Origin of the sequence: Ignatzschineria sp. F8392, from assembly GCF_002252045.1 — a bacterium.
GTDB lineage: Bacteria > Pseudomonadota > Gammaproteobacteria > Cardiobacteriales > Wohlfahrtiimonadaceae > Ignatzschineria.
The window spans coordinates 77,012-102,409 of sequence record NZ_NEFF01000004.1 but is presented as its reverse complement, the minus strand read 5'-3'; the positions used below and the strand labels follow the sequence as shown (position 1 = coordinate 102,409).

At 34.2% G+C, this 25,398-nt stretch carries 19 protein-coding genes; 4 read left to right on the top strand and 15 right to left on the bottom strand.

All coding sequences use genetic code 11. From position 1 onward, the window contains the following. Nucleotides 1-16: 16 nt before the first annotated feature. Nucleotides 17-730, top strand: coding sequence for a GntR family transcriptional regulator (locus B9T19_RS07685; protein WP_094568045.1), 714 nt, complete (start codon nucleotides 17-19; stop codon nucleotides 728-730). Between the two features lie 793 nt (nucleotides 731-1,523). Here B9T19_RS07685 and B9T19_RS07680 read toward each other — a convergent pair. The 4 genes from B9T19_RS07680 to B9T19_RS07665 all read right to left on the bottom strand — a co-directional run bounded on the left by B9T19_RS07680 (nucleotide 1,524) and on the right by B9T19_RS07665 (nucleotide 5,915). Continuing rightward, nucleotides 1,524-2,807: an arsenic transporter gene (locus B9T19_RS07680; RefSeq protein ID WP_094568044.1), complete on the bottom strand. Its 1,284-nt coding sequence runs from the start codon at nucleotides 2,805-2,807 to the stop codon at nucleotides 1,524-1,526. Between the two features lie 81 nt (nucleotides 2,808-2,888). Further along, nucleotides 2,889-4,640: an arsenical pump-driving ATPase gene (arsA, locus tag B9T19_RS07675; RefSeq protein WP_094568043.1), complete on the bottom strand. Its 1,752-nt coding sequence runs from the start codon at nucleotides 4,638-4,640 to the stop codon at nucleotides 2,889-2,891. Between the two features lie 154 nt (nucleotides 4,641-4,794). Further along, nucleotides 4,795-5,124 (bottom strand): helix-turn-helix transcriptional regulator, encoded by a 330-nt coding sequence (locus tag B9T19_RS07670; protein ID WP_094568042.1) that lies wholly within the window; start codon nucleotides 5,122-5,124, stop codon nucleotides 4,795-4,797. Between the two features lie 86 nt (nucleotides 5,125-5,210). After that, a complete protein-coding gene (locus tag B9T19_RS07665; RefSeq protein ID WP_094568041.1) occupies nucleotides 5,211-5,915 on the bottom strand; it encodes a hypothetical protein in 705 nt (234 codons plus the stop codon). Between the two features lie 223 nt (nucleotides 5,916-6,138). Here B9T19_RS07665 and B9T19_RS07660 point away from each other — a divergent pair, with 223 nt between their 5' ends. The 3 genes from B9T19_RS07660 (at nucleotide 6,139) to B9T19_RS07650 (ending at nucleotide 7,450) form a co-directional block, all read left to right on the top strand. Further along, complete coding sequence (locus B9T19_RS07660) at nucleotides 6,139-6,576, top strand: AEC family transporter (RefSeq protein WP_094568040.1); 438 nt, start codon at nucleotides 6,139-6,141, stop codon at nucleotides 6,574-6,576. A 62-nt stretch (nucleotides 6,577-6,638) separates the two neighbouring features. Next, complete coding sequence (locus B9T19_RS07655; protein ID WP_369828088.1) at nucleotides 6,639-6,983, top strand: AEC family transporter; 345 nt, start codon at nucleotides 6,639-6,641, stop codon at nucleotides 6,981-6,983. Between the two features lie 257 nt (nucleotides 6,984-7,240). Next, on the top strand, nucleotides 7,241-7,450 hold the full coding sequence (locus B9T19_RS07650; RefSeq protein ID WP_094568038.1) for a hypothetical protein: 210 nt from the start codon (nucleotides 7,241-7,243) through the stop codon (nucleotides 7,448-7,450). Nucleotides 7,451-7,753: 303 nt separating this feature from the next. On the opposite strand, the gene B9T19_RS07645 is transcribed toward B9T19_RS07650, so the two are convergent. The 11 genes from B9T19_RS07645 to B9T19_RS07595 form a co-directional block, all read right to left on the bottom strand. Further along, a protein-coding gene (locus tag B9T19_RS07645) for an IS3 family transposase (protein WP_369828082.1) occupies nucleotides 7,754-8,880 on the bottom strand; the annotation gives its coding sequence in 2 pieces (ribosomal slippage) (nucleotides 7,754-8,622 and nucleotides 8,622-8,880; 1,128 coding nt in all). Nucleotides 8,881-9,031: 151 nt separating this feature from the next. After that, nucleotides 9,032-10,024 (bottom strand): PP2C family serine/threonine-protein phosphatase, encoded by a 993-nt coding sequence (locus B9T19_RS07640; RefSeq protein WP_094568037.1) that lies wholly within the window; start codon nucleotides 10,022-10,024, stop codon nucleotides 9,032-9,034. Nucleotides 10,025-10,132: 108 nt separating this feature from the next. Continuing rightward, nucleotides 10,133-10,822, bottom strand: coding sequence for a VWA domain-containing protein (locus B9T19_RS07635; protein ID WP_094568036.1), 690 nt, complete (start codon nucleotides 10,820-10,822; stop codon nucleotides 10,133-10,135). 68 nt (nucleotides 10,823-10,890) lie between these two features. Then, nucleotides 10,891-12,831, bottom strand: coding sequence for a zinc-ribbon domain containing protein (locus B9T19_RS07630; RefSeq protein ID WP_094568035.1), 1,941 nt, complete (start codon nucleotides 12,829-12,831; stop codon nucleotides 10,891-10,893). A 36-nt stretch (nucleotides 12,832-12,867) separates the two neighbouring features. Next, complete coding sequence (locus tag B9T19_RS07625; protein ID WP_143436869.1) at nucleotides 12,868-15,591, bottom strand: hypothetical protein; 2,724 nt, start codon at nucleotides 15,589-15,591, stop codon at nucleotides 12,868-12,870. A 15-nt stretch (nucleotides 15,592-15,606) separates the two neighbouring features. Beyond that, a complete protein-coding gene (locus B9T19_RS07620) occupies nucleotides 15,607-18,306 on the bottom strand; it encodes a hypothetical protein (RefSeq protein ID WP_094568033.1) in 2,700 nt (899 codons plus the stop codon). A gap of 12 nt (nucleotides 18,307-18,318) precedes the next feature. Further along, the gene (locus B9T19_RS07615) at nucleotides 18,319-19,347 is read right to left on the bottom strand and encodes a hypothetical protein (RefSeq protein ID WP_094568032.1); all 1,029 of its coding nucleotides are present in this window, start codon (nucleotides 19,345-19,347) and stop codon (nucleotides 18,319-18,321) included. 19 nt (nucleotides 19,348-19,366) lie between these two features. After that, on the bottom strand, nucleotides 19,367-20,197 hold the full coding sequence (locus B9T19_RS07610; protein ID WP_094568031.1) for a hypothetical protein: 831 nt from the start codon (nucleotides 20,195-20,197) through the stop codon (nucleotides 19,367-19,369). Nucleotides 20,198-20,239: 42 nt separating this feature from the next. After that, entirely contained in the window at nucleotides 20,240-20,902 is a 663-nt protein-coding gene (locus tag B9T19_RS07605) for a hypothetical protein (RefSeq protein ID WP_094568030.1), read from the bottom strand. Between the two features lie 37 nt (nucleotides 20,903-20,939). Beyond that, the gene (locus B9T19_RS07600; RefSeq protein WP_094568029.1) at nucleotides 20,940-24,221 is read right to left on the bottom strand and encodes an ATP-binding protein; all 3,282 of its coding nucleotides are present in this window, start codon (nucleotides 24,219-24,221) and stop codon (nucleotides 20,940-20,942) included. A gap of 311 nt (nucleotides 24,222-24,532) precedes the next feature. Continuing rightward, nucleotides 24,533-25,240, bottom strand: a complete 708-nt coding sequence (locus B9T19_RS07595) for a hypothetical protein (RefSeq protein ID WP_094568028.1) — start codon at nucleotides 25,238-25,240, stop codon at nucleotides 24,533-24,535. Nucleotides 25,241-25,398: the final 158 nt, after the last annotated feature.

Below are 25,398 nucleotides of genomic sequence, written 5' to 3'. Positions count from 1 at the left end.
ATTACGATACTTGAATATGAAAAAACTAAAAAAAATAGAAAGTCTCTCTGATCAAGCGTTTGAACTCTTACGTGAAGCGATCCTTAACAATGTGTTAGAACCAGGAAAACTCTACTCAGCAACTGAGATAGGGGAGTGGGTCGGTGCATCGAGAACCCCCATTCGAGAAGCCGCCCAACAACTGGCCAATATCGGTCTGGTCCGTATTGAGCGTAATCGTGGTATTCGTATCCTTCCGACCTCTTTAAAAGATCTTCTAGAATCTTTCCAAATTCGCCTGATGCTCGAAGTACCATTAGTTCGAAAAGTGGCAATGATTCGGACCGAAGATGACCTTGAAGCGCTCAATATTGCTTATCAGAACCTCTTTAAAGCAGCAGAGGCAGATGATGCAAAAGCAACACTTCAAGCAGATAAAGAGTATCACTCAGCACTTCTTAAAATTGCCGCCGTCGAAAGGGCGCTGACCATTATCGATAATACCCGTAATACCGTTTTACTATCGGGACCGAGTACTATTCCTCATTCACGCACCTGTCTTGAAGCTTTTGAGGATCATCAAGGATTACATAAAGCGATCCTAAATGGTGACCCAGATAATGCCGGCAAAGAGATGGAGCGCCATATTATCAATACCGCACGTCTCTTAGTGACACAAGAATCAAATAGCCGTGAAAATTGGAATGATACCGATATTCTCGAACAGTTCTCCTGGATTCATAAACAGTAATATTTTAAAGATCTCTCCTTACTTATCAATTCGTTTAGCTTATTGGTATTTTTATCATATGTGACAGTTGCATGCAACACGCAATGTGTAATATATCTAAAAGACCGTCATTGAGTAATCTTCCTCAATAGAGCAGATAGATAGCGATGTTTGAACAATTTTGAGCGATTACTAATCAAACCCATCGAAAGGGTTGTGGAATTTCTCCTGATCCTTTTTTAACGCCTATCTTTAATAGATTTCATATGAACCATTAATCGTAAAATTGGTGCGATTAATCTTCAGCAAAATAGATCAAAAGTATTTCAGCTAAACGTACTAGATATAAACTGCTAAGATATAAATTTTTAGAGAATCTCTCTCAAGCCTCAGAGTCTTAAAAGCCTTTAAAGCCTTTAAAGTCTTTAAAGTCTTTAAAGGCTTCAAAGTCATCTTCATCTAAATCCAATGATGGTCATCATAGATGATGAATGAAACTCTATGACTAAAAGTCTAAAGTCTAAAATCTTAAATAGGCTTAAATAGGAACATAAGATAAAAGAATAAGGATCAAAATGGGTAGTAAGCTTTAAAGAGGGTACTCACCTATCTATATATGAGAGATATATAAGGTGTCTGATTCTATATATTATGTTAAATAGTATGTTTATACAGTCCTAACTCATAAATATCTATCTCTTATAGATTCATAATAACGATCCCAAATTAATATTAATCGTAAGCTTACGTAATGAAACCTCAGAATAAATCTTGAGGTTTCATTAAAAGTATTTATATTCAATTTCTACTTGTATTAGAAAGATAGCCTGATGGCCAAAGCTGCTAAAGTGACTAATAAAATTGGCGAGGTTAAAATAATACCGACTTTGAAGTAATATCCCCAAGTGATTTTTAAGTTCTTCTGAGATAAAACATGTAACCAAAGTAGTGTTGCGAGGCTTCCTATTGGCGTTATTTTGGGGCCTAAATCACTACCGATCACGTTTGCATAAACCATCGCTTCTTCAGTCAGTCCTGCCGCCGTACTCGCATCAATAGAGAGTACGCCGACCAATACTGTAGGCATATTATTCATCACAGATGATAAAATAGCGGTGAGAACCCCTGTTCCAAATATGGATGCCCATAACCCGTTATCCGCAAGATGATTGAGAATATCGGTAATATAATCTGTTAATCCTGCATTTCGTAATCCAAAAACTACAAGATACATGCCTAAGGAGAATATCACGATTTGCCAAGGAGCACCGTTTACAACAGTTTTAAGGTTGATTTTCTTTCCTCGATAAGCAATCAATGCCAAAATTAATGCGGCAATAGAGGCGATTAAACTGATAGGAATCTCTAAATAATCAGATGTGAAGAAGCCAATCAACAGAAAAACTAAAATCCCCCATCCAGCTTTAAATGTCGCTAGATCCACAATAGAATTTTTCGGTGCTTCAAGGTGATGAACGTTATATGAAAATTTTGTATCTCTTCTAAAAAAGAGATGGAGCACAATTAATGTTGTGACAACAGAAACGATATTTACCGGCAACATAACAGAGGCATAACGTGTAAAGTTAATATCAAAATAATCCGCTGAAACGATATTAACGAGATTCGAAACAATAAATGGCAAACTTCCTGTATCAGCGATAAAGCCAGCAGCCATCACAAATGCAAGCGTTGTTGCTCGGCTAACGCCTAAAGATAGAAGCATGGCCATAACGATTGGTGTAATAATGAGAGCCGCACCATCATTGGCAAAGAATGCCGCAACTAAAGCCCCGAGCAGAATTAGATAGGTGAATAGTTTTCGACTATTACCGTTGCCAAATCTGGCAATATGTAAGGCCGCCCATTTAAAAAAGCCTGCTTCATCTAAAATTAAACTAATAATAATAATGGCGATAAAAGTAATCGTCGCATTCCAAATAATCTCCCAAACGAGGGGAATATCTTCAAAGGTAATCACCCCAAATAAAAGTGCTAATATAGCGCCAATAGAGGCGCTCCAACCAATTCCTAAACCTTTGGGTTGCCATATGACTAACACCAAAGTCAGTATAAATATAATAATTGCTGCTATCATCAGTAATTTCCTAAAAAAGATCAATAAGCCCCTAATAAAGGAGCTTATCAATATATGATTTATTTATAAAAATAATGCTTATCAGTGATGAAAAAGTTTACTTAATCCTTCTATGCCTACAGGCTCATCATTTTGTAACCTAACAAGCGCTAAGTTTTCTTGACGTTTTGATACCTTTTCAATTTCCGCTTTTTCTTTCAAGGCTCGCTCTTTTAGGAGTCCTGATCGAGTAGGATAATTGACTAAACTGTTATTGACGATCCAGCCCCATGGTTGAATTCCTGCTCTACCTAAATCTTCTTCAAGATGCTGAGCTTCTGTAATGGGCGTTGTTTCCGCAAGTGTCACAAGAATAACCTTTGTTTTATCGGGATCTTGAATCTGCATCATCGGCGTTGTAACGCCTTTACTACCCATTTGCTTAATCACTTCATTGTGATAGGCACCTGTTGCATCTAATAATAGTAGTGTATGCCCCGTTGGCGCTGTATCCATTACGACAATCTTTTTACTAGATTCTCTGATAATTCTCGAGAATGCTTGGAAAATCGCAATCTCTTCGGTACAAGGTGATCTTAAATCTTCCTCTAAAACAGCTTTTTCACTATCACTTAAATTATCCCCATGGCGTTTCATCACTTCCCCACGATATCTTTCAGTTTCCGCAGTAGGATCAATGCGACTGATGGTTAAATTGCTCAACGCTTCATCATTTAAAGTCGATGCTAAATGTGCTGCAGGATCAGATGTCGATAGATGAACCTGTTTCCCCATTTGCGCTAATTTAACGGCAATTGCTGCGGCCATCGTTGTTTTCCCGACACCGCCCTTCCCCATTAGCATTAATAATCCCGTATCCTTTTGAGCAAGTTTTTCTACCATAGTTGCTAAATTGGGAACAGTAACATTGATTGCTTCGGGTGTTATCAATGTTTCAAACGAGAGATTCTCACGATTTAACAGTAATCTTAAGTAATCAATCCCCACTAAATTAAAGGGTTTTAAAGGGATATAATCAATCGATAATTTCTCAAGATTTGATGGGATGGCTTTTAAAATTTTTTGCTCTCTTTCATAAATTGTAGCCCCTAGTTCATCCTTCTGCGCTTCTTCTTTAGGAAATAAGCCATTGATCACGAGATATTGTTTATGAATTCCAAGAGCATACAGTTCATCGAAAGTTTTAGATACCTCATTGATTGCACTTCTTTGCGCTCGAGAGACAAGAACCATCGTTGTCATTTTTTCATCAGCTAAAGCATCAACCGCAGCTTTATATTGAGTTTTCTGTTTTTCTAGTCCTGCTAAAGGTCCTAAGCAAGAAGCGCCTTCTGGTGAAGCTTCTAAGAATTCGCTCCAAGCACCTGGCAACGATAGCATTCTAATAGTATGACCAGTAGGTGCTGTATCAAAGACAATATGATCAAATTCACGCTTAATATCACTATTTGTTAATAGTGCTGTAAACTCATCAAATGCCGCAATTTCAGTGGTACATGCTCCAGATAATTGCTCTTCTATTCCGGCAATAACATCTTCAGGAAGTGTGCCTTTAATAGGATCAATTATTTTTTTACGATAGGCTTCAGCCGCATCGTGAGGATTAATTTCAATCGCTGAAAGATTTGAAACAGCCTTTATCTCGGTAATATGTGAACCTACTTTTTGCCCGAATACTTGAGCAATATTAGAAGCAGGATCGGTACTAACAATTAATACCTTTTTCCCCATATCCGCCAGCGTTACAGCCGTGGAGGCGGCAATAGATGTTTTTCCAACACCGCCTTTACCGGTAAAAAATAGAAAGGGAGAGGCATGTTTAATAAAATTCATATCAATAACTCCTAGTTCAACCGCTATAAAAGCGCTAACAGATCTTTTTCTTGAGGATAACTTTTAAACTCTAACAAAACAACTATTCAACAACTATTGAAATATTAGATGAGTAATTATATATACAGCATCCTAAAATTATCTTAAAACATTTTTAATGTTTGGGATGTTTCTCTCGAATAGACAAACAATGGGTTGGGTTATTAAAGCAACATTCATCAGTTAAAAACTCTACTAAAGATAACATTAAATCAATATTAGCTTTATAACGTAGGAATCTTCCTTCTTGCTCTACATATAGCATTTCAGCGTGTACAAGAGCCTTTAAATGAAAGGATAAATTAGTATTAGGAATATCCAGTAGAGTTGCTATTTCTCCTGCAACTAAACCTGAATCACCATACTTAACTAATAAGCGGTATACATCCAATCTGACTTCAGACGATAATGCTTCAAACATTTTTATTGCAATCTTCTTTTCCATATTTTGATACTATAACTTCTATTGAAATGATGCAAACAATCTATCTGATTTTTTCTAATAGCCCAAACAACAATAAATTTACGATATCACTTTAACAACAAATAGAGCCCATATTCACCCACGCCGAAGACGGCGACGCCATTTGTCATCTCAAAGCAGTTATCGATCTTCCAGGTTGAAGGGTTAAACCATTGATCACTCTCTTCTCTATAGCGCGTATGCCAATCGATCCCTTCTGGATAGTTGAGCATCAGAACCCATCCTTTTTCGCAATGGTAAATCTCACCATCCTTCTCATATTGATACGCCTCGGCAAGTTCAAGAGCGATTCCTTGATAGTTAAATTCAAAGGCGGAAGTTGGAAGATGATGAATCGCTTGGGGCGTTGAAAAACGGACACTATCGATGCCTTGGCGGATATCTTTTAGGCTCTCTAATGGATAATCTGTGGGGGAATCGAGATTAATCCATGATTGTGCGGGGATCACTATTTCGCCAAAACTTAAATCTTCTTCTACTTGAAAATAACGCTCTTTAAGCTCTTCTAAAGCTCGCTTTTCAGCGATTAGATCGGTGATTTCTGTAACAAAGATTGTCCAAAGAAGCATGACTGCCGGGAAAACCGTAATCACCATCGATAGATTGATTCCAAAGAGTTTGAGCTTAGAGATCTCTCTCGATCCTCGTAAATAACGCCGGCGATAGATCCACAACCCTAAAAAGAGTAGAAAGCCAAGGATGGCAATAAAAATAACAATAATAAAACCACCGGCAGCAGCGGAAGCGCCCATAAAGCCTCTCTTTTAAGATATCAATATATTGAAATGATTGGGAATTAATGTAAGCGACAGTATCGATACACTGCCTCTCAAATTGATCTAACAGATACAATATTAACGGGTTATTAGGAATATTGTCTATGATAAAACTCAATAATTACATATAGATCAACCACTTTTGAAGGTTTAATTAGCCTCATTCTAAGAAAGTGGCGCTACAAATCCTCCATTCACCGTGGCATATGCCGTTCCGATGGCAATTTTTGCCGGAACAATCAGCACTTCTCGCGAATATTTAATTGAAAGTCTCCCCTTATTTACAACAATTACTGCAGGTGTTGTTATTACCTATATTGTTGTCTATTTTATCTCTCGCCTCTTACTAAGATTATCCCTTAGCGCTAGTGCATTAGTAGCGGTTGCTGTTGCCGGACCTGCCGTTCCTTTTTTTGGTCCTGCAATTCTTGAAGGTATTTTCGGCACATCTGGTGCAGTACCGATGGCTATCGGTAGTATCGTCATTAACGTTACGATCGTCCCCTTCACTGTTTATCTTTTAACGGTCGGAAAAATGAAGAGTGAACAAGCAGAAAATGATAAAGAGATAGAAGAAGATGCCGGCTCCATATTTATTGAGCACTTAAAAGAGACTGTACAAAAACCTTTAGTATAGGCACCAATTCTTGCTGTTATTATTGTCTTTTCAGGCCTCGATCTCTCTTCTCTTTTTGGTAAATCCCTCAATTTATTGGGATCATCAGCTTCCGGAGTCGCCCTTTTGCTTCCGGGATTATGTTAGCGGCCTACAAAATTCGATTAGATTTTTTAACATGGTTTATTGTCATATTAAAGAATATTGCGGCACCGGCAGCGATCTATTTTGCGGCATCTGCATTGGGACTCGATCATAAAACTGTCGCTCAAGCAGTGATTACAATGGCAATTCCTGCAATGCCGATCATCGTAGTTTTTGCGATTGAATATAAGGTCGCAGAAAAAAATATGCCCGCGGCACTATTACTCAGCACTATCTTGTCGCCACTAACCATCGGTGGGTTTATCTATCTGTTGGCGGTATAGAGGTTAGATATAGAGTATCAGAAAAATAGGGATGCAAACATTGTAGAAAAATAAAACTTAGAATTATTATGCATCAATTCTTTCACGTTAAAGGAATTAAATATATAGATCTACTTTATATTTTTAAAATTTTATCTCCCATTAAATCAATAAGTTACGTTAACATATCTCTATAAAATTTTTGATCTCACTGAAAATACAATATAATTTAATTAGAAAAAGACATTATTAAAATCACTTAAATAGGAGTTATTATTATGAAAAAGTGGATACCGACAGAAATAATGAATATACAAGATCTTAATATAACAAAATTAAATAATATAAGTACTGATATAAATGCCGATATCAAAGTAGATATTAAAACAGATATAGATGACAATGCATTGGAAGCAATAAAATGGATCGTCGGAGGGATTACAGTTACGGTTATGATTACTTTTGCTGCATCATTGCTTAAAAAATAATAATGAAGAATAAAGTACTTTATTTTTTCGATCCAGAATATAATCCATCTCATAAAATCTAAGAAAAGTCGTTTAATTACTATAAGCTAATCACGCTCTAGACGATTTTGATTTAAATTAGGTCGGTACAATTGTGGCGAGAGAGGACTATCAATCGATAAGCCTTATCTATCGAAAGTAACTCTTAATATATCAAGGGCTGAGTCGCTTCGTAAACTTACCCTAAAAAGACACAAGCCAAAACTAGAGATTTCTGTCATCATTATTTTAGATGGAGGAAATCATGAAACCGTAAGCTTACCGTCAAGCGCACAGTTCATAACTAGAGACTTTTTCGGTTAATTGTTTTTTAAATTCACTGGGAGGTAAATTTCCCAGTGATTCATGAGGTCTTTCTTCGTTATAACTTAACATCCAAGCCCAACTAAGTTCCCGCACCTGCGCTAGTGAAGAGAATAAATGGGGGTTTAATACTTCTGTTCGATAACTGCGATTAAAACGCTCGATATAAGCATTTTGATTTGGCTTTCCTGGCTCAATATAACAGATCCTAACGTGATTATTTTCACACCATTTTGTAAAAGCTAAAGAAGTCATTTCACTGCCATTATCGACACGAATCATTCTAGGAACACCTCTTTCTTCTTTAAGTTGCTCTAAAACTCTCACAACTCTAGTGGCCGGTAGTGAGGTATCAACGACAATATCTAAAGCTTCTCGTGTACCTTCATCAATAATATTCAAAACTCTAAAGCGGGTACCACTATAGAGTGCATCACTCATAAAATCGAATGACCAACTATAATTAGCCTTTGCAGGTACAGCTAAAGGTGCGGGGTTACGCTCTGGTAACCGTTTTTTAGTACGTCTCTTTTGATTTAAATTCATTGCACAGTAAATACGCCACACGCGTTTAAAGTTCCATAAATTGCCATCGAGTCTTAATCTGTGAAAACACTTCCAAAACCCCCAACGAGACCGTGTGGAATCTTGAATAATTGCATTAAGCGCATCCACTATAGGCTGATCACGCTTTAGACGGTTTTGTTTCGGATCAGGCCGGTACCAACTGCGACGAGAAAGTCCTGTCAATCGACACGCCTTAGCTATCGAAAGTAATCCTTGATATACCAAGTGTTGAGTCGCTTCTCTGCGTCGTTCCGGCGTTACAGCTTTCCCAATAAATCCTTAATTGCTGCATTTTCTAAAGCTAACTCAGCATACATTTTTTTGAGCTTGGCATTTTCAGCTTCAATTTCCCGTAATCGCTTCAAATCTGAGGCTTCTAAGCCTCCATATTTACTTTTCCATTGATAGTACGTAGCACTACTAATGCCGTGCTCTCGGCAGATATCGGTAACTTTAACGCCTTTTTCTGCTAATTTTAAAATGTTTACAATTTGTGTTTCTGTGAATTTTGATCGTTTCATGATTTCCTCCATCTAAATAATGATGACAGAAATCTCTAGTTTTGGCTTGTGTCTTTTTAGGGTAAGTTTACGATTCATAACAGTATTTTCTCCGAATACTGTAAACAACGCTAGTAAATCCTACATATCAAATATGTATAGTAGCTATCAATCATAGTGTTATTAAAGTATAATATTTACTATCGAATCGAATTAATAACTCTTTTTGAGTTAATCTTTTTAATTTTTTAGGTAGATACTTAGGTTTAATTTGTAAATCTTGTGCAATTTCATCTATGGTCTTACCATCTATAGCTGAGTTTAAGATTTCATATGCATTTTTAAACCCTTTTTTATAATTATTTTTATAGGGTAACCCAAGAAGGTTATATTGACCCATTTCAGAGAGTTTATTAAATCCCTCAAAAGGCTCACGATTATAACTCATCATATTGATACTACAGTCATCTAAAGTTTTTTTTCTTACATTATTAGTAAAACTATCCAATAGTGCTAGTTCTAATATTTCTCTATTAGATGTTCTAGATAGTTGCATTAAACGAGAAATAATAGGAGCTAGTTTTTTTTGTGTTTTACTATATAGGCTATCTGCAGAGCCATCTGACATAAGAACAAATCCTTCAATTCCACTTAAGTTCCCTTTGATTATTTTACTATCTCTAATTACCTGGGTAGATGTAGTAAATATAGTTGAATTAGCAAATTCTCCATTTTCTGGATGACTTGCTATTTTTAATTCTTCATCTTTGAGATAACCGATAACACCATCACCAATATGAAAAATAATAAAATTATCACCTTTAACAGCTACAAGCAGAAGTGTAGAGGCTAGATCTTTTAGAGAAATATTTTGGGCTAAAGAAATTGCATTAAGTTCTTCTAATATATTATTAATAATATTTTGTTTTACAATAAAAGCATTATCAGAATTATAAATAATATCAAAATTTCTACTTAAGTAATGGGCAGCGTTTCTTACTGTGGAATCCGCTCCAATATGAGAGTATCGTGCTGAACCTGCTCCGTCTGCTAGTGCAATTATGTATACTTCATCTTCTTGTATAGAATAAGTTTTATCTTGACATGGTATATTATCTTTAATATGTCCTCTACCTTGTACAGCACATTCTAAAAAATTCCACATAATATTTTATTTACCTACTAAAAATAATTAACAATTGCCCAATATATTTAAATCATATTGGGCAAATAAGAGTATTAGCTATATGATGTATTTATAATAATATTTTTATTATAAAGTACCCCATCCTTTGATTCCCTCAATATCTAGAATAACCTCTTCTCCCGGAATAGATTGAGATGTCCGAGAAACACTTTGACTTAACCATAAGAAAAATTCTTTAAATTTTAAGCCTTGTAATTTTAATGGCGCCCTTTCTGGAGAAAACTCATTTAATATTTCCATATCTGCATGATTACCAATTCCTATAGGAAATATGGTTAGCTTTCTATCATGAATTAATGTTGTTGTTCGATCTATAGCTCTTTCTAACTCAGCAAGAGTTCCATTAGGAATGCCGTCAGTCATTAATACAAGCCATGGTTGATAATAGTCAACACCTTTATCTTGATATTCTTTTTTTCTTTCTTCAAGTAAATCTAAGCCCAAATTTACAGCCTCACCCATAGGGGTCATACCATTAGCTGTAAGAATAGGAGGATTGGGATTTAATTCTAAACTAGAAAAAGGTGTGAGACATTCAGCTTCATAATCCCCACCAAATGTAACTATACAAATTTCTGCCGCATATAATGCAGTTTCATCTTCTTTGAGAGTTTCGTAGAATAATTTTACTCCTTCATTGAGTTCTTTAATCGGTTCACCTTGCATCGAGCTACTGACATCTAAACATAAACACACAGGTACTCTAGCAGTTGGATTTTCAACTAAATCTTCTAAATTTAAAATATAATCATTCATTTCTTTTTCCTTTTTATCTTATTAATAAGTAACATCTGAATATGTTCTACATAATTGTATTCTTCTAGCTAAAATGGCCAATTTTTAAATATATTCCCAAAAAAATTTGAAGTGAGACTAGAATTATTAGACTTATTTGTCTGATTATTAGAACCTCGACAATTTTTACATCTTTTAGGTAAATCAAATCCTTTATTCTCAAAAAATTGCTTTTCTGCATTTGTAATTGTAAAAGTTGTACCACATGAATTACAGGTACGAGTTGAATGTGTAGCATTATTATTGTTATAACAATTATTACAAAGAGAATATTTATTCTTTTTAGTAATATATTTATGATGATTTGAGTAATAAATAGTATCTCCACATTGATCACATGGGTACTCTTCCTTTAAACTCAAACAAGATTTACAATATTCCTTTATCATTAAGTTATCCTGTTTTTCGACTCGACATAATTTACAGGTACTATAAGTCAAACCTGGATGTTTTTTATGACGTGTAGGAAATAATTCTATTGACATAGAATCTTGTTGTTCTAATTTACCATCATCTAGCAAACTTAAATATTCTTTAAACAAAGATAACCATCTATCCACTGAAGTTCTGGTTTGTTCTGTAGAGTTTTTTTCTCCTTTTTTAAAATTTTGATAAAACTCTTGTTTTAGAGCATAAGTTAAATGACTCCAAATGAATTTCCAAGGTCCATCAGGTGTCTTTTTATTACTTTCTTTACCTAATGGATAGGAAAAATCCATATTAATAATATTAGTAATTTGATCATTTCCACCTTGTTGTGAATAGGGTGGTTTTCCAGGTAACATGATCATAAATAGCAGTGTGGCTACTGCAAAATTTTCATTTCCTATACTTCGTAAAAAATTTGAGAAGTGCTTTCTTTGAATTTCAGGTGCAGTAAAGTTTATTGTACCTACAGGACATGGAAAATCTTCTATTTGATAACTATCAACATCAACAAAATAGACTTCTTTTGAGCTTTTAATGAGAATATTATTAGGATTTATATCTCCCAAGATAATATTATACTTATGCAAGTATGATATTTTTTCTAAAATAGTAATACATAATTCTACGGTATCTCTCTTTTTCCAATTAGGAAAATATTTTTGAAGGTTTTTTTTAATAAAAATCTTTTGTAATATTATCCCAGATGCGTAAGGCATTAAATAACCTACAAATTCATTGGAAGAGTTTTTTAAAGCTGTAATAGGATAACAAATACCATCATGAATAATTGGTTTTTGTAACATTAATAATATTTTTTCTTTCTTACGCAACGTGTTATTTTCAGGTTTATATATTTTTGCAACATGCCTAGTATCTGTACGGTATATAATGCCTTCTCCACCTTCAGCTACTTTTTCTAATAACTTAATTTTATGTCCATCTGATCCCGTAACATAATCACCTTCTTGAGGCAAATAGCTAATAGATAATTTTTCATCCTCCATTGTTGTAACTTGTTTCATTAATCTAAAAGCATCTGGATAAGTTTTATTTTGATGCTTAGATGAATATTTTTTAGATTTATCATTGTACAAACGCAATGTACCCCCCTCTGTTATTCTAAAGACATCAATATCCTTTCCATTAACTGATTGGCTTTTATTAAGATTTAAAATGTCTCGGGACAACTTATTATCTTGAGTAATTAAAACTAACTCAAAATCAACCCTAAATTTAGTAAATACTGATAAAAAAACATTATCAGCAAATTGTTCATTTTCATTCCCTTGAATTCTTATTAAACCTTTTTCTTGATTTAAAGATAGTAATTTATATATTTTAATTGCTTGATGAAAAATTTTTTGTTTTTTTGTTTTAATAATTTTTTCTAATTCACTTACTACCCCATAAGGAACAATTATCTCAATATTATTATTTTTTAGGACAGGGCTTATACTATTCCAAAATAATTTAAAATCATCATGTAATAAACTACATGTATCTATAAATATCTTTTTATTTTTAATATTTTTTATTGGCATAAATTTTCATTGCTCTCATTATCTATAATATGATTATTACAAATTTAGTAAAGATACTTCTTGCAATCCATTGAGATTATGTTCAGAAATATCATCTTGTTCCTGACTACTACAACCAATACAAATAGAATTTGGTGTCTTCGGCATTGCATATATCTTCTCGCCAACACAATTTGCTGGGAATGAGATCGGTAAATTGTAGAGCTCGGAATTACCGATAGCCATTTCATTACCATGCGCTAAGGTTGACTGAGTGAAATAGAGATAGAAGATACCGCCTTCTGGTACAACACTTAATTCCTGCCATTCTTTATATGGTGCATTACGCTCAATGAGAACTTCAAATTTTCTACGACGACTACGACCTACATAGTAAGCAAAAGGCGCTTCTCCACCACTTTCCGTAACTGTATGATTAATAGCTTTTACACCAGATCCTGGGGAAAGACGTAAAATACCTAGTGCAACACCAGTTTTCGCAGTTGGCTGAGCTTCATCAAATTGATCAGCTTCTAAGGGCTTATGAATAATAAATTCTAATTCATTCTTAGGTAGTAAATGTTGTAGTTGTTCAAAATTAATTTCCATTTCTTGAATACGATTATCAACAGCACTCAAATCAGTACTTCCAGTCATTACTGAAAATAGATCTTGTACTAGTGGTGATTTAGTAGAATTTCCAGCTAATAAAAGATGAATTTTAGTAATATTTTTATCTTGAAAAGCTTTTTTCATGGCAACAAAAAAGCTTTGAATACCTTGATAAATACGATGAATAAGATACTGATTTAACTCTTCTACCGGAATTATCAATTCACAAGTTACTCTCTCCCCTTCTCTATCAATCAATGTGATAGATTCAACGCCGGTATTACTGACTTGGTTTTGTTCCCACATTGGACGTAATTTAGAGATTAAAATTAATGTATTCGTATGTGCGGATTGAGTATCATCAATCAACATCTCAGAACCCGGAAATGTTTTGGCATCTAATGGTTTGGTAAAAGAGATCTTCTTACTACGACAGAGATCTAAATTATGTTTAAAAACAATGTAAGCCATATTTTCGAGTAGGTTTTCTCCACCTAAGAAATTATCTCCTGAGGCTTCAAAGTGTTCAAACACTTCCTCTATCGCTTGAGTATCATATTCCTCATCCGTTGAAAGACGATATATCCCAAAATCAAAGTCTGTCGTCCCACCGCCAAAATCGAAAACAGCATAAGGTATACCTTCCTCCGTAGGTTCAATATTATAAGCCGGCATTGCAGCTGCAACATAAGCTGCAGGTTCAGAACCACGCTCCTCTACTAGAAACTCTGCCATAACATCTTGATGCTCAACTAAAGCCGCCGGTAAACTGCGCATTAATCCCCGACGGAAAGAAGATAAAATTTTCTCTTTTACATCATTAGGATAGGATACAGGGAATGTCATGTAATATTTTAAGAAAATACCGCGATTACGCCAGTTAATATTGAGACCCAAGAACCAAGCATAGAGTTCAATCGGATCAAAAGGATCCTCTTCATTAACTTTAAGTAATTCCCCTCTTACAGGATTTCGCTGCGTTAAGTGACTTAAGCGATATTCAAATCCCTCTCGTTGATCTCTAATTCGAATCGGATCATCATTATTTTCTCGTAATGCCCACTGTTTTAGCGTAGTCATAATACTTGCTACAATTTGAGGATCACTATCATTATTACGTAAATTGTGTAATGCTTCATGGGAACAGCGAACCTCATTCCAACTTACAAAAGGTTGTTGCGCCTCAGATTGCCAATATTCAAGCATTTTCTGGATATCTAAAAATTCCAAAATAGTTGGATTCTCATAATGTTCCGGTAATACCTTCTCATAATAATCATCAACACCAATACGCAACAGTTTATGATGTCCATTGATATCATCATATGCAACCACTGTACTACTTGTACCAAAGTCTATACCTATACAACGCCCTTTCCATCGTTCAACATCTTTGAGCGGATCTCGGGCAATAAGCCCTTCTTTCTGTAGTAAATCTTGATCTAATCCATTAAATTCCCAAAGTCCTTTATTAGGATCAGTAAAGTTGACTTTTTCAATAATAGGAAGGCGACAGCGGTTGTAATCTAAATTTTTATATGTTTTGATAATATTTAAATTTGTACATGGATATTTTGTCTGATTTTCTAAGAAAATTTGTAATACGTTTTTTATACTATGACCAGAATTATTATATGGTGAAAATTCGTAACCTTCTTTTTGTAATTGGTCAATTAATTGATTAAGATTTTTTTTAGCAACTTCGCCATCAAATAGAATCAAATGTCCTGAAGTAAATATTTGATGTGATAAGTTATTATTTAAGTTAGAACAGACAATTTTTTCAGTCGAATTAATTGTTAACCAAATGCTTTTCCCTAATAATAACTTATTATTTATATCTTTTTTTTCTGCATTGATATCTTTAACAAGATCTTGAAGTAGAAGTAGTCCGGGGATTTTCCAATCGAAATTGTTATTGCAAATTTTTTTTATTAATTTATGTTTTAACGCAGGTACATTCTCTGGTTTAATTCTTGATAAAGTAACGGGAAGGTACCAGATATCTCTTTTTATTAGATCTAACAAAAATTTCTGATTCTCTTTTTTTACCCACCAAAATCTTATTGCATCATCTATATTAGAAGTTTTATTTGTATCATTTGAATTTATTGATTCTAAATATATGCTTGATAAGTATTTATATAAGTTGTTTGCGTAACTGCTCATAAGATTCCTTTGATATCAATTTAATAGCGATACTTCAATAGTTGTATTTAAATATTTTTCTGAAATATTTCCCTCTACATCACTACAACCAACCACTAAGGTAGTAGGTGTAATGGCAGAGGCATAAACTTTCTGTCCTGCATAACTAGCTGGAAATGTGACTCGACGAGGATAGAGTTCCGAATGACCGACTTCTAATTGATCTCCTAACGCTAAATTCGATTGAGTAAATAGAAAATTGAAAATTCCTTCTTTAGGTACAACACCTAATTCATACCATTTGTTATAAGGCGTATTTCGGTTGATCATCACCTGGAATTTCCCTCTGCGAGCACGGCCTACATAATATGGGAATGGGGCCTCTCCTTCACTCTCTTCTACCGTATGATTAATCACTTCTACCCCAGATCCCGGACATAATCTTAAAATGCCTAGCGCCACACCTGTTTTGGCTGTAGGTATTGAAGAGTCTGCTAGATCCGCTTCTAGTGGTCTATGAATTTCAAATTCTGGGATACTATTTTGAAAAATAGACGGTAGTAACTGTGCACAAGCTTGGATATCGGCATCATCAAGATATTCATCAATGAGATCTTGATACTCTATTGTTGTTTTATCTTCTTCTAATAAATTCTCGTCTTCTTGAGTCGGATGAATAACTGCTTCAAATAATGCTTGTACACGTTCTGATTTAGAGGAGTTCCCTGCTAATAAAATATGAATAAGATTTGCTGATCTCTCTTGAAAAGCTTCTTTCATTGCGGCAAAAAAATTACGGAGTCCTTGAAGTATTCTTTGATTTAAATAAGAAGTTAACTCATCTATAGGAAGGGTAAGCTCACAAGTTACCTTTTCACCTAATCGATTAATTAATGTGATACTCTCGACCCCTGTGTTATTAATAATACCTTGCTCCCAAAAGGGGCGAAGTTTGGAGGTTAAGATTAATGTATTAGTTCTAGCTGCTTGAGTTTTATCGATCAGCATTTCAGATCCAGCAAAAGAATCTGCATCTAGAGGCTTAGTAAAAGCAATTTTATGTTGTCTGCAGAGATCGATATTATGTTTGAATACAATATAAGCCATATTCTCAAGTAGATTTTCTCCACCTAAGAAATTATCACCATTCGCACCAAAATGTTCAAAAACCTCCTCAATCCCATATTGATCATATTCATCATCTGTAGACCAACGATAATATCCATAATCAAAATCGGTCGTTCCACCACCAAAATCAAATACAGCATACGCTGTGCCTTCATCTGTGGCTGACACATTATGTGCCTTGATAGAAGAAGCTACATAGGCTGCGGGTTCAGAACCTCTCTCTTCTACAAGAAATTGATCCATAATATCTTGATCTTCAATTAGCGCGGCAGGAAGACTTCGTAGTAATCCACGTCTAAAAGAAGCTAAAATTTTCTCCTTAACCTCTTTAGGATAAGAGACAGGAAAAGTCATATAATATTTGAGAAACAACCCTCGTTGTCTCCAGTTAATATTAAGGCCCAAAAACCACGCATAAAGTTCAATAGGATCCAAAGGATCATCATGATTTACTTCTAAAGGCTTCCCTTTAACAGGATTTTTGGGTGATAAAGAGGATAATTGATATTCAAACTCATTGATTTGATCAGTAATACGAATGGGCTCATCTTTTGCCTCTCGCAATGCCCACTGCTTAAGTTTATTTAAAATACTTGCAACAATTTCCGGATCACTATCATTATTACGCAAATTATGAAGAGCCTCGTGGGAACAGCGGACTTCCCCCCAACTGACAAGAGGTTGTTGAGCTATTTCATTCCAATGCTCTAATAAAGAATTAAGATCTAAAAATTCTAAAATTGTTGGGTTTTCATAATGCTCTGGAGTAACAGCTTCATAAAAGTCATCAACCCCTATTCGCAATAACAAAGGCCTACCATTAATATCTTCATATGCGACAACTGTACTACTCGTACCAAAATCTATGGCTATATTGGATTCTAGACGTAAATCTTTGTGAGGATCTCTCGCTCTGACTCCTTGCTCTCTTAGAATTTCCAGATCAATTCCGTTTAATTCCCATACACCTTTATGTGGATCTGTAAATTGTATTGTTTCAATTTGAGGTAGTCGGCAACGGTTATAATCTAAATTTTGATATAAATCTATAATATTAGGATTTTTCATATAATCAAGGAGATTGAAATTTTCATTTTTAACGGAGGTAAGAGTTATATCAAAGTTAATAATTTGTTCTATAAAATTTGCCAAATTCTGTGCGATAGAATTATTAACAAAGACAAGATGACCATTAGTTCTTTCTTCATCATCTTTCCCTTTGGCTAAATCTATACATCTGTAAGGGTGTCCGATAATCCAATAACGTTTATTCCACAAGAAATATTTACCATTAAAGCTAGATTCATTCTGTATTTTTACAGCTAGAGCTTGTAATTGCTCAATGTTAGGAATCGTCCACCCGAAATCGTAGCCAAAAGGATAGGATAGGTTACGAAACTCTGTTAAATAATGGTTAACTTCTTTATATTCAATCATGCCATCAGAGTTATTTTTCCATAACAATAGATTTTGAGTATCTAAAATAAACTTTTGATCTTGGACGTACCAAAGTGGTTCAGATTTTAAAAGCTGTAAAATCGATTTTTTTAAATAATCTAAATTTGATAATTTTCTATATAGATTATTTGCGTTACTATTATTTTTCATTTTTAAACCTTACTAATCAGTATTTACTAATACTGGCTTTTCAACTCCTTGAGCTGGGTTTTTTAATCCTGGTAACCATATTTCTGTAACAGTATCGCCTGATGAAGCATTATTCCCTCGCTGCATCTGTTTATAATCGTAGCGATCTCCTCGACTAGCAATATATAACGTGGCACTTTTATCTCGATAAATAAGATTATGAATTTTAACAATTTCTTTTAATAATGAAATTTCAACAGAAGTAGCTTCTCTATTTTCACTTTTACATTTCTTTGCTAAATGATCCCATACTTTCTGTACGTCATTCCATTGTGCTGCTTTCGCAATAAAACGAATCAACTCAATTCCTGTCTGATTATCCTTACCATCTAAAGCAAAAATATTCATTAAATCTGGATCGTTAAATACTGATTTGAAATTATCTATCGTTGTCTGTATTCCAGGTAACTGATATGAGTTTTCTAAAGCCTTATTAAGATTTTTTATTTTATTATAAAGATCGGTATTTATTTTTAATAAGTTATTTTTCTTATTTAACAAATCATTATAATTTTCTTTTAATTCATCGATATATTTACTTTTAATAAAAATATCAGACTCAAGATTTTGATTTTTTTGTTTATATTTTTGTAAAATATTCTCGTGTTCTGTATATAACCGTTCTCTTTCTACTGCATAATCTTGTTGTAATTTTCTAATGTTATGTTCTAATTCAGCAATGATGTTTTGTTGTTCTGATTCTTTTATTTTGTAATCAGATTTAAGTTGAGTAATTGTGTCTTCCAATTGAATAATTTTGGTTTGATCTTGAGAATTAATAAGTTGTTTGTCTAACTTAAAAAAAGTCCTTAAGCTCCGGTATCCTTTCTCATCTTGTGAATAAGAGGAATCAATAGATGGTGGCTGATCTTTCCCCATACTAGATAATCCATTAGCAGCAATTATTTTCAATAAATCGATAATAGAATCTAATTTCTGATTAATGGGGATGGGCTCTACGGAATTATTATTTTGAGTATCTTCAGAATGATCTTTTACCATTGCATTTACCTTTATTATATTAAGAATTAAGAAAAAAACGCATTTCTGAACGAACTTTCAAATTAGGATATTCAAGATCTAAACAAAATTTTCTTAGCTTGTCTTGTTCTTCAAAACGTAAATTTTGTAAACGTTTTTTCATAATAGATATCGTATTAGCATCTGGTTCTGGGTAAGGAGTTTGAATATCAGGAATGGTACAATTGCCTGCTAATAGAGCCAGATCAGATGGTTTTACATGCGTCCAAAAATTATGATAAATGATAGGAAGATAAACAATGAGGTTCTCTATGTCCGGTAAGAACATTGTTTGTAATTGTTGTTCTAATCTTGCTTTTTCCAACTCTAAAATTTGCCGTTCTTGGCGTAATGTCTCCACTGTCTCTTCATGAGCTATTTTGGCTTTTTTTTCAGACTCTTGTAATGTCGTTTCTTGTATTCCTAATAAGTTATTTAGAAGAGGAAGAAAAACATCGGTTAACCACCCCATATTCTCAAGAGGCTTATTACTCAATTCTGCTTGAATTAAATTAGCCCTATGAAATAAAGGTTCCCAACATAGAATTTGCCACTTTCTGCAGTTTAAATAATCTAAATGACTAGAAATCGATTTAAGTAACTTAATATCCGAATTTGCATAGAGAACAATTATCTCTATATTTTCAAGTTTATGCTCACGATTTAAATCATCATTTATTCGTTCAATAACTTCATTTAAATCAAATGGTGTTTTAACAATATCAATGCGCTCACCGGATATCAGTAAATTCATCCATTTAGATTGGAGATTAATTTGGTGATATACAGTTACTTCACCATTTAATAGGATAAATACACAGCGTTCTTTCAAAACAAACCTCTACTTTGATGGTTATAAAGTATCAATATGAAATTAATTACGGTACAAGTTATCTTTGACAGTTTCAATTTCGTCAAAAATAGAATCCTCACTTTTGGTATTGCCAAATTCTTTCTCAATAGTGATCATTTTTTCAACAGTTTTTTCCGCTGCTGCTGGCTGTAATTTATCTTTATCGAAATAATCAATAAAACTTTTAGCTTCACCACTTTTTAAATAATTAACAATTCGATCACTATTAAAATACTTTGGATTTAATCCTGATAAAACAGCTAATGCACCACCTGTTCCTTCAGGTAAATCAAATTTATCCTCTATTCCTCGACAAGCAACCCCGATTCCCGCCAATTGTTTCTCCTCTTCAGGAATAGAGATACTGATATCAGGATCCAAATCGAAATCACGAATCGCTTGTAAATACTCCTCATACTTTTCATAATTTTCCATTTGGATACCTGCTCTACCTGCTTGTATAGCTCTATCCCCCATCTCTTCTGTATTTTCGTTAGGTTTAAAGATACCAACTAAAGCTGATACAATATTTATAATTGGATTAATTTTACTTAATCCACCCAAAATTGCTGGCCCAAACTTAGTAGCAAAATTACTAAGACCGCTTATGGCATTACTAACAACAGAACAACAAGCTGAAAAAGCTGATGATATTGCTGAGCCTATTGATGACCAAAATCCCATAAATACTCCTTTATTAAACAATATAAATATTAAAAAACTAGTAACGAGACAGACTATTTTTATTCTCTCCAACTAAAAATGTTTTATAAAATCTTTTGCTAAATAATGTTTTAAAACTATCAGTTGAATCTAATAATCCACTCAGTAATGTTGGAAATTTTTCTTTAAACTTCATTTGAGTCTCTAGATCCCATGTAGGTGTAAGACTATCATTACAAAATAAGGGGAATAGTTGTGCAAATGTTTCTTGTTTTATATCTAGATGATCAAATAGTTCATTTATATTTTTTCTAAGTCTATCTATCAGTCTCGAAAGAATTTCTAATTGAGGATCTATCTTGTATGTTTTGCATACACGAATAAAAATATTTAGGATCTCTCTGTTCTCTCGAATAAAAGTAGCAAAAGTATCAGGATCAGAAAAAGCTCCTGCTTCTGATAATTGTGGGAAGAGTGAAAAACGTTGATCCCATAATTGTTGTTTTCCTTTATTGGCAATCTCTGCTTCTTGAATCTCTTGCCCTGTAGTATTGGCAAGCTGTTTAATTTGTGCTCGTACAGGTGCATGCCAACCACCACTATATACAATTGTTTCTCCAGGTTTGAGTAGTGGTAAAAAGTCTTTCTGATCTCGATTTAAGCCAATTGCATCCCCGATCGTATCTCGATCATCTGCGGCAAAAAGACGATGGATAATTTTAATATTGGTGTTTTTAATCACATCGCTAATGAGTTTATTCGGAATCTGGTCCGCGATAATTAAACATTCGCCATATTTCCGAACCTCTGCTAGGAGATTCGCAAACATCTCTACTCCCATAGCCTTAGAACCATCTGTACCAGGTTCGGGCTTAGATAAGAGTCGATGCGCTTCTTCAATTAAGGTCATATGCTTAAAATTATATTCCTTACGATGACGATACTTCATTGTTTCAGCAACTCGACCTAAAATTAGAGCCATAAAGAAGGCCTTATCCTCTTCATCTTTAAGCTCTTCTAGCTCAATTACTACCTTCTGGTCTAATAGCTGATCAAAATTCATAGAATGGATTGTATTAATCATTGTCCCTTTAATTCCCTGCGTCAATGCTGATAGCCTTGAAACTAAAGATCCAAGATACTTTTCTTCAAACTCTTGTCCCATCCCTGCTGATTTAATGACTCCTTCGAGCTCACCAATCATATCACTGAATGTTGGCCAGACATTTTCTTCACTTTTCCAGGGATCATCGACAAAAAAGTTAGTAGAGGATACAATATCCCAACCTTTATTTTCGTAAGCTTTCATAATGGCCTGCTCTACGATAAAAGGCATAGAAGCTTCCATTGGAAATACTGCTGTTATTGTTGATTTGAGCATACTGACGTGACCTGTCAAATTTTGCTCAGGCGAAATTAATTCAAAAGGATTTAGCCTAAATGTTGTCAGATCTTCACGACCTAGTGAATAGTATTGAATATCTTGATCGATTTCATATAATGCACGATATTCTGTTTTTGCAGGCTCAACTACCATAAAAGGAAAACCAGAACCTAAAAGAATATTCATACAAGTAGTTGTTTTACCAGAACCAGTTACGCCTGTTACAAAGAGATGTTTATTGAGATCGCTTTTAAGTAATGTCAACGGATTTCTATCTAAAATTCTACCATCTTGTATTAAATTACCTAGTGGAAGACTATTATCCTTATCTTTATGGTTATCTGTATTTACAGCAAAAGAGACGCTTTTACGCAATTTGAGTCCTGGTAATTCTTCAGCAGGTAATCCCGCTACTAAAGATAATTCTTGAATATTTAACCAAGTTGCTCCTGTAATACTATTTTCCCGATTGATAGTTGTACCATGGATTAAAGCTGAAGTGATTGTATTATCACTCTCCTCTGTCTCATAAAAAATTTCTTTAAGAGAGAATAAATTATGCAAAGGAACAATATCTTGGAATTCCAGTTTTGTAATTTGTAGAGGAGAAAGAGTACCTTCAGATCCTTGAAAAATAGATTTTACACTTCCCGACAATCTTTGGTATACCTCTAAATTAGGGGCCGACACATAAATTGCCGTTTTAAACATTCCTTTACTTAACCCTTGGGTATACCGTGGAATTTGATATTCCGTAATATGTTGATGTAATCTCTCTATGCGTTTATTGACTGTTTCAAAAGTTTTACTTTGACTTCCACCGCCCGATTTTCCAGTTGTGATTGATTCATTACTACCCTCGGTTAAAGATTCAGAACTTCCGCTAGCTTCTGATTTGCTAGAACTTTCACTAGTTCCTTTGTTCCAAGAGCTACTTTCCCCTGTCGTTACTCCTGAGGAAATAGATGAATTAACCCCTATATTTTTTGTCTTATTCCAGCTAGAACTGGTGGAATCAGATGTACCCCATGTACGTGTATCTACGGAAGAGTCTCCGGTAGACCTTTTTTCACCATGGTTCTCATTAACAGATTTAGTTTTAGCTTTACTAGTACTATCATTCTTACTATTACTAGATCCTCCACCTTTTGATTCACTACTTCCCTCATTCTTACCAGAACTTTCATTTTTTGAAGTGCTAGAACTCTTACCACCACCTTTACTCTCTGTAGATCCTTCTGTTTTTCCAGTTGTCGTAGTTGAGGAGGTACCTGATGTTTTACTATTAGAAGTCCCTTTTGTTTTAGAATCATTCCAACCAGTATTCGTTGAATTTTGAGAAGATACTTTTACATAGGTTGATAGATCAGTAGAAAATTGATACAACTCATTAAGTATGTTACGAATCTCATTTTCCGTTCCTGATTCTGCAACAATAATTAATTGCCATTCAGTATCTACTAAAGTTTTTGCTAAACGCTCAATACCTTGAAAATCATCTTCAGATTCATTATTTTCATCAATAGAAGGGATGCCTGTAACAATTCCTACATGCTTAGATCTATCAATTAATGATAAAAATTCTTGATCATCTTGAAATATAGGTTGAAGTTGAGACCCAATAAAATTACCTTCAAAAGCATTTTTTAAAATATATCGATCAATACTATTATTCTGCTCGCTAGCAACGCCAATATATAAATTGATTCCTTCTTTAGTCCCCGAAAGAATGTAAATAAATGTACTATCACTTTGATATAAGTTAGCAATGACATTAGCCATTGACATTCGATACTCATCAGATTTACCTTCACTAATTTCTTTTACAAGATAAAAACTGAAATAGTTTTTAAGCGATTCTGGAGAAATATCTAATTCCTCAAATTGAATATGCTGTTTATCAATATTAATATTGGTTATTAATTCTTTGGAAAAACTAGTCATTAAGTCACTCATAGCACAGTCTCTCAATTGTATTTAATTGTTTTTCGATACTTTATCCCCCTGATAGATTACATAACCTTATCTATCATTACTCTCTCGTAAACTCACATTCCAACTTATTACACTAGTTTAAAAATCGAATATAATAGAAAACGTCATCAACGGCACAAATCAGGACAATTAAAATTTTTTATCAATATATCTTTATAATAACGTTAATTATTTTGATATTCCATTAAAAAATCCAATTACTGCATGATTTGATCAAAAATAAATCGCTTTCTTCAGAAATATCAATTTTTGATATTATGTATAAATAAATGTCATAAATTACCCAACAAATAGAGCCCATATTCACCCACGCCGAAGACGGCGACGCCATTTGTCATCTCAAAGCAGTTATCGATCTTCCAGGTTGAAGGGTTAAACCATTGGTCATTCTCTTCTCTATAGCGCGTATGCCAATCGATCCCTTCTGGATAGTTGAGCATCACAACCCATCCTTTATCGCAATGGTGAATCTCACCATCCTTCTCATATTGATACACCTCGGCAAGTTCAAGGGCGATTCCTTGATAGTTGAATTCAAAGGCGGAAGTTGGGAGATGATGAATCGCTTGAGGCGTTGAAAAACGGACACTATCGATGCCTTGGCGGATATCTTTTAGACTCTCTAACGGATAATCTGTGGGGGAATCGAGATTAATCCATGATTGTGCCGGGATCACTATCTCGCCAAAACTTAAATCTTCTTCTACTTGAAAATAACGCTTATTAAGCTCTTCTAAAGCTCGCTTTTCAGCGATCAGATCGGTGATTTCTGTAACAAAGATGGTCCAAAGAAGCATGACTGCCGGGAAAACCGTAATCACCATCGATAGATTGATTCCAAAGAGTTTGAGCTTAGAGATCTCTCTCGATCCTCGTAAATAACGCCGGCGATAGATCCACAAACCTAAAAAGAGTAGAAAGCCAAGGATGGCAATAAAGATAACAATAATAAAACCACCAGCAGCAGCGGAAGCGCCCATAAAGCCTCTCTTTTAAGATATCAATGTATTGAAATGATTGGGAAATTAATGTAATCGGCAGTATCGATACCCTGCCTCTCAAATTGATCTACCAGATACAATATTAACGGGTTATTAGGAATATTGTCTATGATAAAACTCAATAATTACATATAGAT

Coding starts and splice junctions, on each gene's coding strand:
- B9T19_RS07665 (WP_094568041.1), bottom strand. CDS start 5,915: ATGGGCGCTTCCGCTGCTGCCGGTGGTTTTATTATTGTTATTTTTATT.
- B9T19_RS07625 (WP_143436869.1), bottom strand. CDS start 15,591: ATGAGCAGTTACGCAAACAACTTATATAAATACTTATCAAGCATATAT.
- B9T19_RS07670 (WP_094568042.1), bottom strand. CDS start 5,124: ATGGAAAAGAAGATTGCAATAAAAATGTTTGAAGCATTATCGTCTGAA.
- B9T19_RS07615 (WP_094568032.1), bottom strand. CDS start 19,347: ATGGTAAAAGATCATTCTGAAGATACTCAAAATAATAATTCCGTAGAG.
- B9T19_RS07595 (WP_094568028.1), bottom strand. CDS start 25,240: ATGGGCGCTTCCGCTGCTGCTGGTGGTTTTATTATTGTTATCTTTATT.
- B9T19_RS07605 (WP_094568030.1), bottom strand. CDS start 20,902: ATGGGATTTTGGTCATCAATAGGCTCAGCAATATCATCAGCTTTTTCA.
- B9T19_RS07640 (WP_094568037.1), bottom strand. CDS start 10,024: ATGTGGAATTTTTTAGAATGTGCTGTACAAGGTAGAGGACATATTAAA.
- B9T19_RS07685 (WP_094568045.1), top strand. CDS start 17: ATGAAAAAACTAAAAAAAATAGAAAGTCTCTCTGATCAAGCGTTTGAA.
- B9T19_RS07600 (WP_094568029.1), bottom strand. CDS start 24,221: ATGAGTGACTTAATGACTAGTTTTTCCAAAGAATTAATAACCAATATT.
- B9T19_RS07650 (WP_094568038.1), top strand. CDS start 7,241: ATGAAAAAGTGGATACCGACAGAAATAATGAATATACAAGATCTTAAT.
- arsA (WP_094568043.1), bottom strand. CDS start 4,640: ATGAATTTTATTAAACATGCCTCTCCCTTTCTATTTTTTACCGGTAAA.
- B9T19_RS07635 (WP_094568036.1), bottom strand. CDS start 10,822: ATGAATGATTATATTTTAAATTTAGAAGATTTAGTTGAAAATCCAACT.
- B9T19_RS07680 (WP_094568044.1), bottom strand. CDS start 2,807: ATGATAGCAGCAATTATTATATTTATACTGACTTTGGTGTTAGTCATA.
- B9T19_RS07630 (WP_094568035.1), bottom strand. CDS start 12,831: ATGCCAATAAAAAATATTAAAAATAAAAAGATATTTATAGATACATGT.
- B9T19_RS07620 (WP_094568033.1), bottom strand. CDS start 18,306: ATGAAAAATAATAGTAACGCAAATAATCTATATAGAAAATTATCAAAT.